This is a genomic window from Paenibacillus harenae (genome assembly GCF_030812415.1).
GTDB classification, from domain to species: Bacteria; Bacillota; Bacilli; order Paenibacillales; family Paenibacillaceae; genus Pristimantibacillus; species Pristimantibacillus harenae_A.
In genome coordinates, this window is the sequence record NZ_JAUSST010000002.1 from 500,771 (window position 1) to 515,143 (window position 14,373).

Sequence of the window (14,373 nt, forward strand, 5' to 3'; positions counted from 1 at the left end):
TGGAAGGAATGAATGCGTTAGAAAACGTCCAGGTGCATTTAACTGAATTTTCAAAAAAATTCAATGATTTTTCAAGGGAATATAATCAATCCGTGCATCATTTCCCGCAACTGGAAAGGGTAATCGATGACTATTCGAAATTTATCACCGATAGGGGAAACAAGGAAGCTTGGGAACGATTGGAACGGGAAGAGCTCGGCGATCTGAATCCGCTTGTATTGGATTTAAGGAGAAAATCGGCACTTTGCGTTGCTATCATGGAGAAATATCGCGCTATCAAATTACAGGACGGGAAGGCCGAGATAACCGATTATTTCAAAAATATAGAAGCCTGCATCGAAAAGGAATTCGGCAGCTTTCAAGTTGCTTCCGACTCCAAAGTCATATTAGTTGGCTCGGGCGCATTCCCGATGACGCCGCTATTAATCGCAAAACGAACGGGAGCGGAGGTTGTCGGAATCGATATCGACGAGGAAGCCCTTCAGCTTGGCCGAAAGGTCGTAGAGAAATTAGGCAACGATTTGAACATTCGATTGGAAAAAACGTTAATTGAAAATCTTGCATTTGCGCAAGAGGCGACCCATATCATTTTCAGTTCAACGGTTGAAATTAAATACGAGCTATTGGATCAGTTACATGCATTGACGAATCAAGATGTAGTTGTGGCTATGAGATATGGCAACGGGTTCAAGTCCTTGTTTAATTACCCCATGCAAGAGGTCGACGAGAATAAGTGGAAGATGGTTGATGATATATTGCGACCGGATGACGTGTTCGATATTGCTTTGTATAAAAAAGTATAGATTTACCGGGAGGCTTATATGAGCGGTTTTAAGCGAGTCTTAGTATTAGGAACCGGCCCTGCATCCATTCAGCTTGCTGTCACGTTAAAAAACCAATTGCATTGCCGCGTAGGAATAGTTGGAAGAGAATCGTCCCGTTCGGAGCCTTTTTTCGCGGCGCTCAAGCAAAATGACCGACGCGTTCGCGCAAGCATTCAAAATGAAAAGCATCGCAAGCTGGAAGGCGAATGCATCATTGATGAAGTTTTGATGGGGTACGGAGAAGTGAAGGCGGAATGGGATACTCTTATTATGGCCGTGACAACGGATGCGTATATCGAGGTATTAAAACAAATAGAAGATAAGGTGCTAAAACAAGTCGGCTGCATCGTTCTCGTTTCTCCAACGTTCGGTTCGAATAGCTTAATAAGCCATTATATGAACGATTATAATCCGAATGCGGAAGTGATCAGCTTCTCTACCTATTACGGCGATACGCGTTGGAAACACGATGGACCTTCCAATCAGGTCATTACAACAGGGGTCAAGAAAAAAACGTTTATCGGCTCGACGCATGCTCCGTCCGGAAATGTGGACATCTTATGCCAAGTGTACGAGCGTTTAGGCATTGCCCTGGAAGTTATGGCATCTCCAATCGAGGCGGAAACAAGAAATATTTCTTTGTACGTGCACCCGCCGCTGTTCATGAACGATTTTTCGTTAAGCGCCATTTTTGACGAAGCGGACAGCAAAAAATATGTATATAAAATGTATCCCGAGGGACCTATCACGCCATATTTGATACGCGACATGCTGGCCCAATGGAAAGAGATTACGGCTATTTTAGGGAAGGTAAATATACAAAGCATGAATTTGCTCCAATTTATGACGGATGACAATTATCCGGTAAGGTTGGAAAGCTTATCGCGTCACGATATAGAGAACTTCAATCATTTAGAGACGATTCATCAAGAGTATTTATTATACATACGTTATACGTCATTATTGATCGATCCTTTCTCGGAGCCCGATCAGGACGGAAAGTACTTTGATTTTTCCGCCGTTCCTTTTAGGAAAATGTTCGTCAATCGGGAAGGGCATTTAGATATACCCAGAATGCCAAAGGAAGACTATTACCGCATAAAAATCATTCAAGGAATCGCGAGATATTTAGAAGTGGGATGCCCGACCATAGACAAATTCATTCACACTTATGAGGGCAAAATCGAAAAGGTAGCTGGGGCTCATAAAGGAGAGCCGTTGTCCGGCGCTTTTGCCGTTCAGCATTTTGACGAGGATTTGAAGAGGATATGCAGTGAAATAGGTAAAAAAATAGTGTAACTGAAAAGTTTATAGGAGGAAATACGATGTATAAAAGAAATGTTTTCATTTATTTATGTGCGGTTGCTTGTTTTATTGTCCTGCTGGCGGGCTGCAGCGGAGAAAATGCCGGTAAAACGATATCGGCGGATAACGAAGCGGAATCCGAACTCATTTATGCATCGGCCAAAGATATAAACGATATGAATCCTCATTTTTACGCAGGCTCCATGCCGGCTCAAGGCATGGTATATGAATCTTTAATCGAAAATACGAAAGAAGGCATCAAGCCCCTGCTTGCGGAATCATGGGAAGTTTCGAATGACGGAAAAACATATACCTTCCATTTAAGAAAAGACGTGAAGTTCCATGATGGAGAACCGTTCAACGCGGAAGCGGTGAAACAAAATTTCGATGCCGTCCAGGCTAACAAAGAAAAGCATTCCTGGATTAAACTATCCACTAAAATAACGGGTACGAATGTCGTAGACGAATATACATTTGAATTAGTCCTGTCGGAAGCCTATTATCCAACGTTAGTCGAATTGTCGATGACCAGGCCCTATGTATTCCTATCGCCGAAGGACTTTATTGACGGAGGTACAAAAGACGGCGTAAACGGCTACCACGGCACAGGGCCTTACGTGCTGACCGAGCATAAAACCGACGAGAAGGCCACTTTCGAAGCGAATGAAACCTACTGGGGCGGCGCGCCTAAAATAAACAAAATTACTTCAAAAGTATTGCCGGCGGGGGAAACGACATTTTTAGCCCTTCAAAAAGGAGAAATAAACTTTATTTTCACGGATGATCGCGGAACGGACAGTATCGACGTGGAGGCCATGAATCAACTCGTGGATTCGGGCGATTATCAGCTGGTGAAAAGCGAAGCCATGAATACGAAAATGATCGTAGCCAATAGCAGCAAATCGGATAATCCGGTCAGCGAAACGGCTGTTCGTGAAGCCATTTGGCACGCGATCGACAGGGAAACCATTACTCGGGATATCTTTAACGGGACGGAAGAAGCGGCCGATACGCTATTCTCGGCTAACGTCAATTATGCAGCTGTCGAACTGAAGAAACGGGATTATGATTTGGAAGCGGCGAAAGACAGCTTAGAACAAGCAGGCTGGAAATTGGCGGAAGGCTCGGTTAGAACGAAAGACGGCAACCCATTGGCAATAAAATTATATTACGACAGCAATTCTTCATCCCAAAAAACGCAGGCCGAATATATCCAAAGCTCTCTAAAAGAGGTGGGCATTCAACTGGACATTGCCGGCGAGGAGTCAACCTCGATCGCGAATAGAAGATCCACCGGCGACTATGATCTATTATTCAATCAAACATGGGGACTTGCGTATGATCCGCAAAGCACGATCTCCGCTTTTACTTCCGAGTCCGCTTATTTGCATACGACTAGCGGCATCGCGAATGCGGATGAGCTGTACGACAAAATCGATGAGGTAATGGTATCCACCGATGAGGACACGCGAAAGTCATTGTATGCCGATATTATGAAGATCGTTCATGACGAAGCCGTCTTTATTCCGATTTCGAATGGCCGCGTCACTGTAGTTGCCCCAAAAAACGTAAACGGCATTTCATTTAAGCAAACGCAATTCGAGCTGCCATTCGAGCAAATGAGTTTTAAATAACGAGGCCGATGGGAAGCTACATTGTTAAAAGACTATCGTTAACCGTCCCGCTGCTCTTCATTATTTCATTGTTAACGTTTGTATTGATCAACCTTTCTCCCTTGGATCCGGCCGTCGTCGTATTGCAAGCGCAAGAAATTCCTGAAATAACGGATGAGCTGATTGCCGAGACGAGAGCGGAGCTGGGAATGGATAAGCCGTTTATCATCCAATATTTGAATTGGGCGTTAGACTGCTTAAGGTTGGACTTCGGGGATTCATACGTCACGGGAGAAACCGTATGGTCGTCGATAGCGCCCGCATTTCTCAATACGCTTAAGCTAACGTTCGTTTCATCCGTGTGCATTATCGTTTTGTCCATCGCATTAGGCGTGATCTGTGCGCTTAGGGAAGGGAAAATAGCGGATAGATCGATAAGAGGCATTTCCTTTTTCCTGACGGCAATGCCTTCATACTGGCTTGCGTCCATTATGATCTGGTATTTCTCCGTTAAGCTGGATTTATTGCCGACAAGCGGGATGGATTCGTATAAAAGCTATATTCTCCCGGTCATTGTGATTACGGTAAGTTATGCAGGCATTTATTTCAGAACCGTTAGAAGCTCGATGATAAGCAATCTTAATGAAGATTATGTTCTATATGGCAGGGCTAGCGGTTTAAGCGAAAAGAAGATTACGATGCATATTTTAAGAAATTCATTGCAGGTTGCGATATCGATATTTTGCATGGCTATCCCCATTATTCTGGGAAGCACGGTAGTCATCGAAAATGTTTTTGCGTGGCCCGGATTAGGAAGGCTGAGCGTTAAATCCATTCTAAGCAGGGATTTTCCCATTATCCAAGCCTATGTTCTCATACTGGCAGCAGCCTTTGTCGCGTTTAATACCTTTTCGGACATTGTCAATGCCGCGATGAATCCTAAATTAAGAAAGGATATCTAATGCGAACTTTGAAAAACTTGAGTCGAGATAGGCTCGCTATCGCATCTTTAATCGTCATTGCGATCACGATCGTCGCCGGTGTATTTGCTCCTTTATTTGCGCCGCATGACCCGGCTGAAGTCAATATGAAGCTTCGGTACGCATCCTCGTCGTGGGAATATGCATTGGGCAACGATCATTTGGGAAGATGTATTTTATCCAGGATCATTTATGGCATTCGTCCCAGCGTCCTATGGGTTTTGGTTGCATTGATCCTGTCTGTTTTTATTGGAGCTGTCATCGGCTTTATTTCAGGTTATTTCAGAGGCAAAACCGATGCTTTTTTGATGCGAATCTGCGATATTATGCTCTCGTTCCCGGGTTACGTGATGACCTTGGCGGTTGTGGGCATATTGGGGGCGGGCCTTGAAAATATATTAATCGCGTTCGTCGTAATGAAATGGGCGTGGTTTGCCAGAGTCATCCGAACGTCCGTCATGCAGTATGCCGAAATGAATTATGTGAAGTTCGCGAAAGCATCCGGCATTGGTCATTGGAGGATAATGGTCAAGCATATTATACCAGTTACCTTTGCCGATATCGCCGTTATATCGAGCGGTTCTATTTGTTCGATGATCTTGCAAATATCGGGCCTCTCCTTTCTCGGTTTGGGCATTCAAGCCCCGAATGCGGAGTGGGGAATGATGTTGAACGAGGCGAGGGAAGTGATGTTTTCAAGACCGGAGCTTATGCTGGCCCCCGGCTTGGCCATTATTTTGATCGTTTCGGCGTTCAATTTTGTTTCCGATGCCCTTCAAGTCGCATTGGATCCTAAATTAACGACCTCTAACGCTAGCCTTCAAGAAGAAGAGGGGAAACAACCCGTATATGAATATATTAGAAGTTGAACATTTAAAGCTATGGGATGCCAACCGGAATAAAGTCATTATCCATAATAGTTCTTTCCATTTAAAGCAAGGAAGCTGCCTGGCGATCGTCGGCGAAAGCGGCAGCGGGAAGTCCGTGACCTGCAGAGCCATTATGAGATTGAATAAAGCCTGGATTCGTCAATCGGGAGACATTTTATTTAAAGGAGAAAACTTGAATCATCTTACCGAAAAGGAGATGAGGAAACGAAGAGGAAAAAATCTTTGTTTGATTTTGCAAAACGGCATGCGTGCATTCGATCCTTCTTGCGTGGTCGGCGTTCATTTAAAGGAGACGCTTGCCGAGCATTTTGGCTGGAGCAAAAGCGAGACGGAACAAAGAATGAAAAAGGCTATGGAAAGCGTTATGCTGAAAGATCCGCTGGAGATCATGAACAAGTATCCGCACCAGCTATCGGGGGGGATGCTGCAACGGGTCATGATTGCACTCGCCATCGTATTGGAGCCCGACATTATTATCGCCGATGAGCCGACGACGGCTCTGGATACCATCTCGCAATATGAAGTCGTTGAACAATTTACGAAGCTGCGAGAGCGCTGGGGCTGCTCGATGATCTTTATCTCGCATGATTTGGGCGTCGTCAAAAAAGTCGCCGACGACGTTTTGGTCATGAAGGATGGAGTCATTGTCGAAAGAGGAAATATTCATGCCGTTTTTTCAGAAGCGAAGCATGAATATACCAACTATTTAGTATCCTCCAGACTGGCGCTCAGCAGCCGTTTCAAAAAAATAATGGGGGAGGAGATGTAAATGCTGAAAGTTGCCAATATCGAAAAATCATATCGTAAAGGCGGATTGTTTTCTAAAGAAAAGCAGAAGATCTTGAACAATATTACCTTCGAATGCTATAACGGCGAGTGTCTCGGCATTATCGGAGAAAGCGGAAGCGGCAAATCAACGATAGGCCGTTTAATCGCAGGAATCGAAAAACCCGATCGCGGTACGATTTTATTCGAAGGAAACAATGTGCAGGATCGAACCGTGCGCTTCGGCAATATCAGCGCCGTGTTTCAAGATTATACATCCTCCATAAACCCGTTTTTTACGGTTGAAGAGGCCATTGTGGAGCCGTTAAAGGCTCGAAAAAAGGATCAAAAAGAAACCCGCAGCAGGATTGATCGACTCTTATACCAAGTAGGTTTAAATCCGTCCTATAGAAAAAAACATCCTCATGAGCTATCGGGAGGAGAGGTTCAAAGGGTATGTATCGCAAGAGCCCTATCGACGGAACCGAAATGCATTTTATTCGACGAAGCGATCAGCTCCTTGGATGTATCCGTCCAAACCCAGATCCTTGATCTATTAAAGGAATTGAAAAAAAAGCATAAAATGAGCTATGTTTTTATAACTCATGATATTCAGGCCGCTGCCTATATTTGCGACAGGGTCATTATTTTTAGAAATGGTGAAATCGAAGAAACGGTCCATTTGGAAAACCTTAAGGACGTTCAGTCCGAATACGCGAAAAAGTTGTTGAAGTTTTTAATAACCTTTTAATAAAGGGAAGTCGACATAGGAGGATTAAAGATTGTGAGCGGAGCTATGTCTTGGCCATTTCTGCGTTTGTATTTGTTGGCTCTTCTTTATTTTAGCGCCAATGCCATATTGAATGTGATTATCCCTTTGCAGGGGGGATCGCTCGGGGCCAGCAGCACAACCATCGGCTTGATCATGGGAGCCTATATGTTTACAACCATGTTCTTCCGTCCGTGGGCAGGTCGGATCATTCAAAAGCACGGGCCGATAAAGGTGCTGCGCCTTATTCTAATTACGAATGGATTTGCTTTAATCCTATATACGTTTACCGGATTAGAAGGTTATTTAATAGCGCGGATATTGCAAGGGGTGTCCACGGCCTTTTTTTCAATGGCCTTGCAGATAGGCATTATCGATTCATTGCCGGAGAAGGATCGCTCTCAGGGCATTTCGTTGTATTCCTTGTTTTCTTTTATACCGGGCATTATAGGTCCTCTGCTGGCGTTAAGCATTTGGCAAGCCGGGAGTATGGATAGCTTTACAATCGTGATGATAGCCATTGCCGTCTTTTCGGGGGTGTTCGGTTATACCGTCAAAATGGATAAAGGTAGCGAACAGCCGTCTGCCAACCCTAACGAGCAAGGATTAAGCACGCTGCAATTATATAGTCAACTGGTAACAAATCGGGTCCTGTTTAAATGCAGTTTGTTGATGTTGGTCTCCCACATGGTGTTTGGGGCGATTACTACCTTTATTCCACTGTACGCTCCCCAATTAGAAAACGGAAATGCCGGAATTTATCTCATGCTTCAGGCGGGCATTGTCGTATTGGCTCGTATCGCTTTAAGAAAAAAGATTCCCTCCGACGGGAAATGGCATTCCTCTTTTATGATGGGGATTATGCTTCTTCTGGCAGTAGCGGCGCTATTCGTAAGCCTTTCTATATATGCAGGAGCTGTCTTTTTTTATGCGGGCGCCATTTTATTGGGACTAGCCCAGGCCGTTATTTATCCAACCTTAACAACCTATTTATCCTTTATTTTGCCCCAGGAGAATCGAAATGTGTTAATCGGTTTATTTATCGCTACGGCTGATTTAGGCATTTCAATGGGCGGCTTCTTAATGGGGCCGATAGCCGATTTATCCTCATACTCGTTTATGTATATGATTTGCGCTATTTTGGGCGCTGCGATGATCATTCTTTCCTATGAAAAAAAGGTCCGCAGATCGCTCCAAGAGCAATTCCACGAACCTGTTAACTGAATGGTTGGTGCGGTCAAGAGGACTCGAACCTCCACGTCATTGCTGACACTAGAACCTGAATCTAGCGCGTCTGCCAATTCCGCCATGACCGCATATTACGTTCCTTATGTTAGCATGGCGTTCAGCCGGGAGTCAACACCTTGGCTAAAGTTCTAATATTCAGCATATTTTCCTTCGCTATCACAAACAATGAAATTAAAAAAGAATGGTGGAGCGTTTATGTTGAAACGATGGGGACACGGTAAAGGCATACGGGTACTTATATTCACAATAGCATTATGTTTATTAGCCGTCGGACAGATGAAAGCAACTGCGCTAGCTTCCGCACTTGAACGGCCGCAGTCGCAGAAACGTTTCGTTGCCATCGTCATCGACGATTTCGGCAACGGAATGGCGGGAACGGAGGAGATGATGAAGCTGCCGGTGAAGTTCACGGCAGCCATTATGCCGTTCCTGCCAACGACGAAGCAGGATGCCGAGCTATCGCATAAGAAGGGCCATGATGTCATTGTCCATATGCCGATGGAGCCGAACAAAGGACTAAGGAAATGGTTGGGTCCGGGCGCTCTTACGACCGATTTGTCCGACGAAGAAGTTCGAAAGCGCGTAGAAGCGGCAATCGACGATGTGCCGCATGCGATAGGCATGAACAATCACATGGGCTCGAAAGTGACGGCCGACGAACGGATGATGCGTATCGTGCTTGGCGTATGCAAGGAGCGCGGCCTGTTCTTTCTCGACAGCCGAACCACCTACAAGACGGTCGTACCGAAAATCGCGGCCGAGCTTGGCGTTCCGTTAGTGTCCAACGACGTATTTCTTGACGATGTCTATTCCGTAGGGCATATTTCGAAACAAATATCGCTGCTGCGCAAGCATATGGAATCGCATGAGATCGGCGTCACGATCGGACATGTCGGCCCTTCCGGCCTTAAGACGGCTTCCGTACTAAAACAATCGATTCCAGTCATGCAATCCGATGTGCAGTTCGTGAAGCTTTCGGCGCTGGTGAGCGGGTCAGCGGGCAATCCACTTATATTGCCGAATCCCTAAGGCGACGGCTTCCGCTATTTCCTGCTGCTTGGCGGGGTCGGTCAACATACCGCGATCCCGCTCGGAGCTGATGAAGCCCATCTCGACGATGACGGAGGGCTGCTGCACTCGGCGGAGCAAATAGAACGGCTTTCCTTCGCGCGGCAGAAATCCGGTGTTCTGCTGCCTGTTGAGCGCATCCTGAATGCAGAATGCAAGCAGCGCGCTTTCGCCGCTCGTCTGATGCAGAACGAGAGGCCCATACTTGGATTTGTTCTTGGCCGAGTTGACATGCAAGCTGACGAGAAGCTCGCTGTCGATTTCTTCCGTTAATTGTCTGCGCTGCGATAGGTCTTTGCGATGTCTGGAGCGGCTTAGTTGCCAGCGATTGTCCTCGCTTAGCGCATAATCGCTGGTGCGGTTCATAACGGCGGCGATACCTTGCGCGCGCAAGATCGCATACAGCTTCTGCGCTACGGCCAGATTAATATCTTTCTCCAGCATATCGCCGTAAGATGCTCCTCCGTCGATGCCTCCGTGGCCGACATCAATGATGACGACGGTGTTCGGAAGCGCCCAACCATGCTCCGATTCCGATATTACAGGTTGGAACGGCATGGCAGCCGCAGCCGGTCGCGAGCCAATGGGAATAAGAAGCAGCGCAGCTATAAGGCAGGCGAACGGGAAACGATGCATAACGGGAATTCCTCCATTGCGTAAAAGGGATATGCTTATCGTGGCTAATCGGAGGAAAACTCATGCACGTTTATGTTTGGAACAAGCGGGGAAAGCTTATATCATCAACAATATTGCAGACTTTTTGGATGGGGGAACGATCGTAATGGCCAAAATTAAAGGAGCAAATGAACTCGCGAAATATATGACGGAGCAATTCGTTACCTACATGGAGACGCCGAAGGAACAGAGGAAACAGACAAGATCGTCAGCCAAAGCGCTAAGGGAGCCATGGCTGACGCGTTGGTTCGGATGGGGACCGGCAAGCTTGATGATATGGTGGAAAATAAGGGCGGAGCGTCAGAGCACTTCAGCTATAAAAAGAGCCAAGACCCAGCAAGAGCTGTAGCGGAATGAATCGGCGCAAACCGCTTGTTTCGTCAGCTTCCAAAGCGATATAAGGATGCCCGCTTGTCCAGTTGTGATAGCCTACAACAGACCAGGCATATAACATTTGGCCATCGAACCGCTCGGCGACATACCGCAGCTGCTGTTGGCCATTTATTTTTACAAGCAGCGATGAGTATTTGACAGGGTTGATTGCCAATGGTTTACTCGTCATCCATGGAAGCTTGGCGAAAGGATCGAATGAAGGCAAGGAATGCGATTTCTGAACCTTGTGTTCGACATTCGCTTGGTATAAGGCTCCTTGCGCCTCCTCTGCCTTGGACGCTGCAGCCCAGCTTTTATTCGTCGTCGGCAACTGCTCCCCGCTAGCTGCGTCGGTATAGAAATCGGCATTGCCCGACGATATTTTCCAGGCCGCGAGCAGCGGATGGATATAGATGCGCTCCATATTCACGTTATCAGCACCTTGATCCAATCCGAGCTGCAGCATGGAATGCTGCAAAGAATCGCCTCCGAAGAGCGGTTCGCTGCTTATCCCGTATTCGCCTAATTGAAAACCTCCCGCCTCCGTCGCGTTCAACACCATATAACCGATGATCGTTTTCTGTTTCTTCACGAGCACTAGCCAACTATGCATACCCGGTCCAAGCGCCGTGATCGTTAATTCGGCGTTTTCCCATCCCGCGAACTGCGGCTGAGCGGCGATTTGTTTGGCAAAAGCATGTGCTTGACCGGTAATTTCATCCGTAACTGTCGTCACCGATGAATTAGCTGCGTCAGCACGAGCTTCCTCCATGCCGATTAAAGAATACCCGTTAGAGAAACCGCTTAAAGAGTAAAGAGGCAATCCGATTAGAGCAACCGAAGCGAGCAGCTTCCGCCATTTCATGAGTGGCAATGAACGAACCCCTTTCCGTAGTCGCAAAGGACTGTAATACTTACTATGGGGACAAGCCTAGATCAACATGCTTGAATTGTACGCGGTATGGAGCAAAAAGGCTGTTGCAACTTGTCGGGCGAAGGCGGTCATGCGACCGCCTTTTTTTGACGTTTCCGTACGAATGAGGTCAGATTGTCGTCAGTCGATGCCCTCAAGGTGGAAGATGCCGCAATTAATGGCGGATGCCGTCACCCGAGGCTCGAATTGCCATCGGATTTCGGCTTGCCGCTGAGCGAATTGCTCCTCGATCGCTGCCTTCGATTCTCCCGGAGCGTTCGAGACAAGGGGCTCGTAATAGCCTTTAATTCTTGCGAGCTCTTCCTCCAGCCTTGCGGATGCATCTCCGGCCCAGCCGTAATCATAGCTCTTAAGCTTGCGTTCGAGCGCGGCTTCCACGATATTCAGCGCCTTGTTGTACGACAGGCCATTGCGCGTAATATGAACGTTGGAGGGCAGCCGGGGCGAAAGCTTCATGTTCAGCAGCCGATCATGGAATTGTTCCACGCATAAGCCCGTCGCCAGCGAAACCCCGAAGCAATGGATCTCCTCGCGCTTGCGGTCGCAGGCGAATTCAACGCGCATATTCACGCCGAGCCACGCGGTGTATGGAGAAGAGCTGTAAGGATGCGGACTCTTCTTGTCCATCTCTTGGAATAAGTAAACGAAGCTGCCCTTCGTCTTGGCCGCATCGAACAGCTGCTCCAGCTTGCGCGAGCCGAAGTAAAGATCCTCGCGCGGAACGCGAACGCCCGCGGCCAAGCTGCCGTGTACGAATCCGAGAGAGCGGTTTAGCGCTGCATTCGTCGCTTGATCCATTTCCGATTCGGCAGCTCTTGCCTTCGAAGCTGCTTCGTTCTCATTCGCCATCGCTTCGTACTTCTGCTTATCGGTAACGAGCAAATAAGTCATCGTCTCCGGCTCCGTACCCATCCGATCGACGAAGCTCCAGTAATATGGCCGGTTCGTCAGTTCACGGTCTGCATTTGGGGAAAGCTTAACGGTGAAGTGAGCCGGAGATTTCTCCAAGATCGAGCATTCCGTTGCATCCAAGTACCGATTGACGAACTTATGAACTTGTTTCTCGTTCATGGTCGCACCTCCACGGTTTGTCCGAGCTTATCCGTATGGATGAGCAGCTCATGCGAATGCGGATTCGAGGAGGTCAACGTATCGCCGGCCGTCGACTGCACTTCGCCGCGGATCTGGTTAAGCGAAGAGCCCAGCTCGCTAATCTGCTGCTTCAGATCGTTATCGTTGCCCGCTTCCAGCAGCAATCGCGCCAGTCGCTGCTCAATGGAACCGTCGCCTTTCTCGAAGCGTTCCAGGATATGGTCGAGCTCGCCTATGACGAGCTCGAATAGATTGATCTTCTCATGCAGCAAACTAACGATATGCTCCTCAATCGTGCCAAGCGTACATAGATTGTATATTTTCACGTCCTCGGTCTGGCCAAGACGGTGCACCCGCCCGATTCGCTGCTCGACGCGCATCGGATTCCATGGCAGATCGAAATTTATCATATGGTGGCAGAACTGCAGGTTGATGCCCTCGCCGCCGGCTTCCGTCGCGATCAGCACTTGTGCGTTGCCGCGGAAAAGGTCCATCATCCAATCTTTTTTGCCGCGATTCATGCCGCCGCGATAAGGGACGGCGGTCATATTGTGCGTGCGGAAAAATTGCAGCAAATATTCTTGCGTCGCCCGATATTCCGTGAAAATAATGACCTTCTCGTTCATTTCCTTCACGAGCTCCAACGTTTTTTCGGCTTTTGTATTTGCCTTTATGCTCTTGATCTTCTCGACGAGTTCCCAAATTCTCGGACGCATCGGCGAATCTTCGCTCGTCTTCTTGAACAAATTAACAAGCGTAAGGAAAACGGCGTCGCGGCTGCTGCATACTTCGCGCTGCAGCGTTACGAGCGACAGCATGCTCGACAGATCGCCTCCGCTCTCGTCGTACCGTTCTTTGACGAAGCCGGTTACGGCATCGTAGAGCGCTTTCTCGTCTTCGGAAAGGGCGAGGGGGACGTTGCGAACGAGACGTTTCGTAAAATGAATGCCGCCGTCGCCGCGCCGATTGCGGATCATGACGCCTGAGAGCGCTTCTTGAAGCTGATCCTCGTTCTTCGGCAGCCGCTTATCGACGACGAAGTTGGCGGCGAAGTCGCTTTGGCCGCCAAGCTGCCCCGGCTTAAGGAGGGTAATGAGATTGAACAGCTCGTCGAGATCGTTTTGGATCGGCGTTGCGGTTAGGAGCAAGCAATATTTTTTGCGAAGCAGGTTCGCGAATTGGTAGTTTGTCGTTTTTTTGTTCTTGAGCTTGTGTGCCTCGTCGATGATGATGAGGTCGTAATCGGTATTCAATACGAGCTCGCGATGAGGGTCGCGCTTCGCCGTGTCAATTGAGGCGACGACGACGTCGTATCCCCAAGTGTACTCCTTCTTCTGGGCAACGGCGGAGATGCCGAACTTCTGGTTCAGCTCGCGTACCCATTGCAATACGAGCGATGCGGGAACGAGAATGAGCGCGCGCTTCACAAGGCCGCGAACCATGTATTCCTTGAGCACGAGGCCGGCTTCTATCGTTTTGCCAAGTCCGACTTCGTCGGCGAGAATCGCCCGTCCGCCCATTTCATGCAGCACCTTGCGCGCCGTGCCGATCTGATGCGGCATCGGCTCGAAGTCGGGAAGACTGCGCAAGCATTGCAATTGCTCGAAGCTCTCAATGCGTCTCGCTTGCTCGGCTTCCATAGCAAGCTGATAGAGTGTCCAGTCGTCCCACGGACCTCCTTTGGCGATACGGTTCTGAAGCTCATCAAACCAGGAACGGTCGTATTGCAGATCGACTAGCGGATGAAGCTTTTTCGTGACGTAGGATATTCCCGTATCGGTTGAACTCATCTGTGGCTGGTTCGTAAATGACATGGAGATCAGCTCCCTTCCGCATGG

Annotated in this window: 14 protein-coding genes and 1 tRNA gene; 10 read left to right on the forward strand and 5 right to left on the reverse strand. The window is 48.0% G+C overall.

The features are described 5' to 3' along the window. Positions 1-8 precede the first annotated feature (8 nt). Genes J2T14_RS07140 through cntE form a run of 8 tightly spaced genes read left to right on the forward strand, consistent with a single transcriptional unit; the run spans position 9 to position 8,370 of the window. A complete protein-coding gene (locus J2T14_RS07140) occupies positions 9-803 on the forward strand; it encodes a nicotianamine synthase family protein (RefSeq protein ID WP_307469298.1) in 795 nt (264 codons plus the stop codon). An 18-nt stretch (positions 804-821) separates the two neighbouring features. Continuing rightward, positions 822-2,123: an opine metallophore biosynthesis dehydrogenase gene (locus J2T14_RS07145; RefSeq protein ID WP_307469301.1), complete on the forward strand. Its 1,302-nt coding sequence runs from the start codon at positions 822-824 to the stop codon at positions 2,121-2,123. A 26-nt stretch (positions 2,124-2,149) separates the two neighbouring features. After that, positions 2,150-3,763, forward strand: coding sequence for a staphylopine-dependent metal ABC transporter substrate-binding lipoprotein (gene cntA / locus J2T14_RS07150; RefSeq protein ID WP_307469303.1), 1,614 nt, complete (start codon positions 2,150-2,152; stop codon positions 3,761-3,763). An 8-nt stretch (positions 3,764-3,771) separates the two neighbouring features. Further along, positions 3,772-4,704, forward strand: coding sequence for a nickel/cobalt ABC transporter permease (gene opp1B / locus J2T14_RS07155; RefSeq protein WP_307203701.1), 933 nt, complete (start codon positions 3,772-3,774; stop codon positions 4,702-4,704). Then, on the forward strand, positions 4,704-5,591 hold the full coding sequence (gene cntC, locus J2T14_RS07160; RefSeq protein WP_307203702.1) for a staphylopine uptake ABC transporter permease subunit CntC: 888 nt from the start codon (positions 4,704-4,706) through the stop codon (positions 5,589-5,591). Before opp1B ends, cntC begins: the two co-directional genes overlap by 1 nt. Further along, positions 5,572-6,381 carry a staphylopine uptake ABC transporter ATP-binding protein CntD gene (gene cntD / locus J2T14_RS07165; RefSeq protein WP_307469304.1) on the forward strand — a complete coding sequence of 270 codons (810 nt, stop codon included), beginning with the start codon at positions 5,572-5,574 and terminating at the stop codon, positions 6,379-6,381. The genes cntC and cntD overlap by 20 nt, the downstream gene beginning before the upstream one ends. Further along, positions 6,382-7,128, forward strand: coding sequence for an ABC transporter ATP-binding protein (locus J2T14_RS07170; protein ID WP_307469305.1), 747 nt, complete (start codon positions 6,382-6,384; stop codon positions 7,126-7,128). 33 nt (positions 7,129-7,161) lie between these two features. Further along, entirely contained in the window at positions 7,162-8,370 is a 1,209-nt protein-coding gene (gene cntE / locus J2T14_RS07175; protein ID WP_307469306.1) for a staphylopine family metallophore export MFS transporter CntE, read from the forward strand. A 5-nt stretch (positions 8,371-8,375) separates the two neighbouring features. Here the strand turns inward: cntE and J2T14_RS07180 are convergent. Next, positions 8,376-8,462 (reverse strand) — tRNA-Leu (locus J2T14_RS07180). 127 nt (positions 8,463-8,589) lie between these two features. Here J2T14_RS07180 and J2T14_RS07185 point away from each other — a divergent pair. Beyond that, positions 8,590-9,423 (forward strand): divergent polysaccharide deacetylase family protein, encoded by an 834-nt coding sequence (locus tag J2T14_RS07185; protein ID WP_307469307.1) that lies wholly within the window; start codon positions 8,590-8,592, stop codon positions 9,421-9,423. On the opposite strand, the gene J2T14_RS07190 is transcribed toward J2T14_RS07185, so the two are convergent. After that, complete coding sequence (locus tag J2T14_RS07190; RefSeq protein ID WP_307203707.1) at positions 9,388-10,098, reverse strand: N-acetylmuramoyl-L-alanine amidase family protein; 711 nt, start codon at positions 10,096-10,098, stop codon at positions 9,388-9,390. The genes J2T14_RS07185 and J2T14_RS07190 overlap by 36 nt on opposite strands. Positions 10,099-10,243: 145 nt before the next feature. On the opposite strand from J2T14_RS07190, the gene J2T14_RS07195 reads away from it, so the two are divergent. Beyond that, on the forward strand, positions 10,244-10,486 hold the full coding sequence (locus J2T14_RS07195; protein WP_307469309.1) for a YqzE family protein: 243 nt from the start codon (positions 10,244-10,246) through the stop codon (positions 10,484-10,486). Here the strand turns inward: J2T14_RS07195 and J2T14_RS07200 are convergent. From J2T14_RS07200 to J2T14_RS07210, 3 genes are all read right to left on the reverse strand, one after another. Continuing rightward, positions 10,448-11,383 carry a hypothetical protein gene (locus J2T14_RS07200; RefSeq protein WP_307469312.1) on the reverse strand — a complete coding sequence of 312 codons (936 nt, stop codon included), beginning with the start codon at positions 11,381-11,383 and terminating at the stop codon, positions 10,448-10,450. The genes J2T14_RS07195 and J2T14_RS07200 overlap by 39 nt on opposite strands. Before the next feature lie 180 nt (positions 11,384-11,563). Beyond that, positions 11,564-12,514, reverse strand: a complete 951-nt coding sequence (locus J2T14_RS07205; protein WP_307469316.1) for a YqhG family protein — start codon at positions 12,512-12,514, stop codon at positions 11,564-11,566. Continuing rightward, positions 12,511-14,325 carry a DEAD/DEAH box helicase gene (locus J2T14_RS07210; RefSeq protein WP_307470397.1) on the reverse strand — a complete coding sequence of 605 codons (1,815 nt, stop codon included), beginning with the start codon at positions 14,323-14,325 and terminating at the stop codon, positions 12,511-12,513. Before J2T14_RS07210 ends, J2T14_RS07205 begins: the two co-directional genes overlap by 4 nt. Positions 14,326-14,373 lie beyond the last annotated feature (48 nt).

Bases quoted from the DNA above. Each gene is read 5' to 3' on its own strand.
- cntC (WP_307203702.1), top strand. From the start codon at position 4,704: ATGCGAACTTTGAAAAACTTGAGTCGAGATAGGCTCGCTATCGCATCT.
- J2T14_RS07145 (WP_307469301.1), top strand. From the start codon at position 822: ATGAGCGGTTTTAAGCGAGTCTTAGTATTAGGAACCGGCCCTGCATCC.
- cntA (WP_307469303.1), top strand. From the start codon at position 2,150: ATGTATAAAAGAAATGTTTTCATTTATTTATGTGCGGTTGCTTGTTTT.
- J2T14_RS07190 (WP_307203707.1), bottom strand. From the start codon at position 10,098: ATGCATCGTTTCCCGTTCGCCTGCCTTATAGCTGCGCTGCTTCTTATT.
- J2T14_RS07205 (WP_307469316.1), bottom strand. From the start codon at position 12,514: ATGAACGAGAAACAAGTTCATAAGTTCGTCAATCGGTACTTGGATGCA.
- J2T14_RS07195 (WP_307469309.1), top strand. From the start codon at position 10,244: ATGGCCAAAATTAAAGGAGCAAATGAACTCGCGAAATATATGACGGAG.
- cntD (WP_307469304.1), top strand. From the start codon at position 5,572: ATGAATATATTAGAAGTTGAACATTTAAAGCTATGGGATGCCAACCGG.
- J2T14_RS07185 (WP_307469307.1), top strand. From the start codon at position 8,590: ATGTTGAAACGATGGGGACACGGTAAAGGCATACGGGTACTTATATTC.
- J2T14_RS07210 (WP_307470397.1), bottom strand. From the start codon at position 14,325: ATGAGTTCAACCGATACGGGAATATCCTACGTCACGAAAAAGCTTCAT.
- opp1B (WP_307203701.1), top strand. From the start codon at position 3,772: ATGGGAAGCTACATTGTTAAAAGACTATCGTTAACCGTCCCGCTGCTC.
- J2T14_RS07140 (WP_307469298.1), top strand. From the start codon at position 9: ATGAATGCGTTAGAAAACGTCCAGGTGCATTTAACTGAATTTTCAAAA.
- J2T14_RS07170 (WP_307469305.1), top strand. From the start codon at position 6,382: ATGCTGAAAGTTGCCAATATCGAAAAATCATATCGTAAAGGCGGATTG.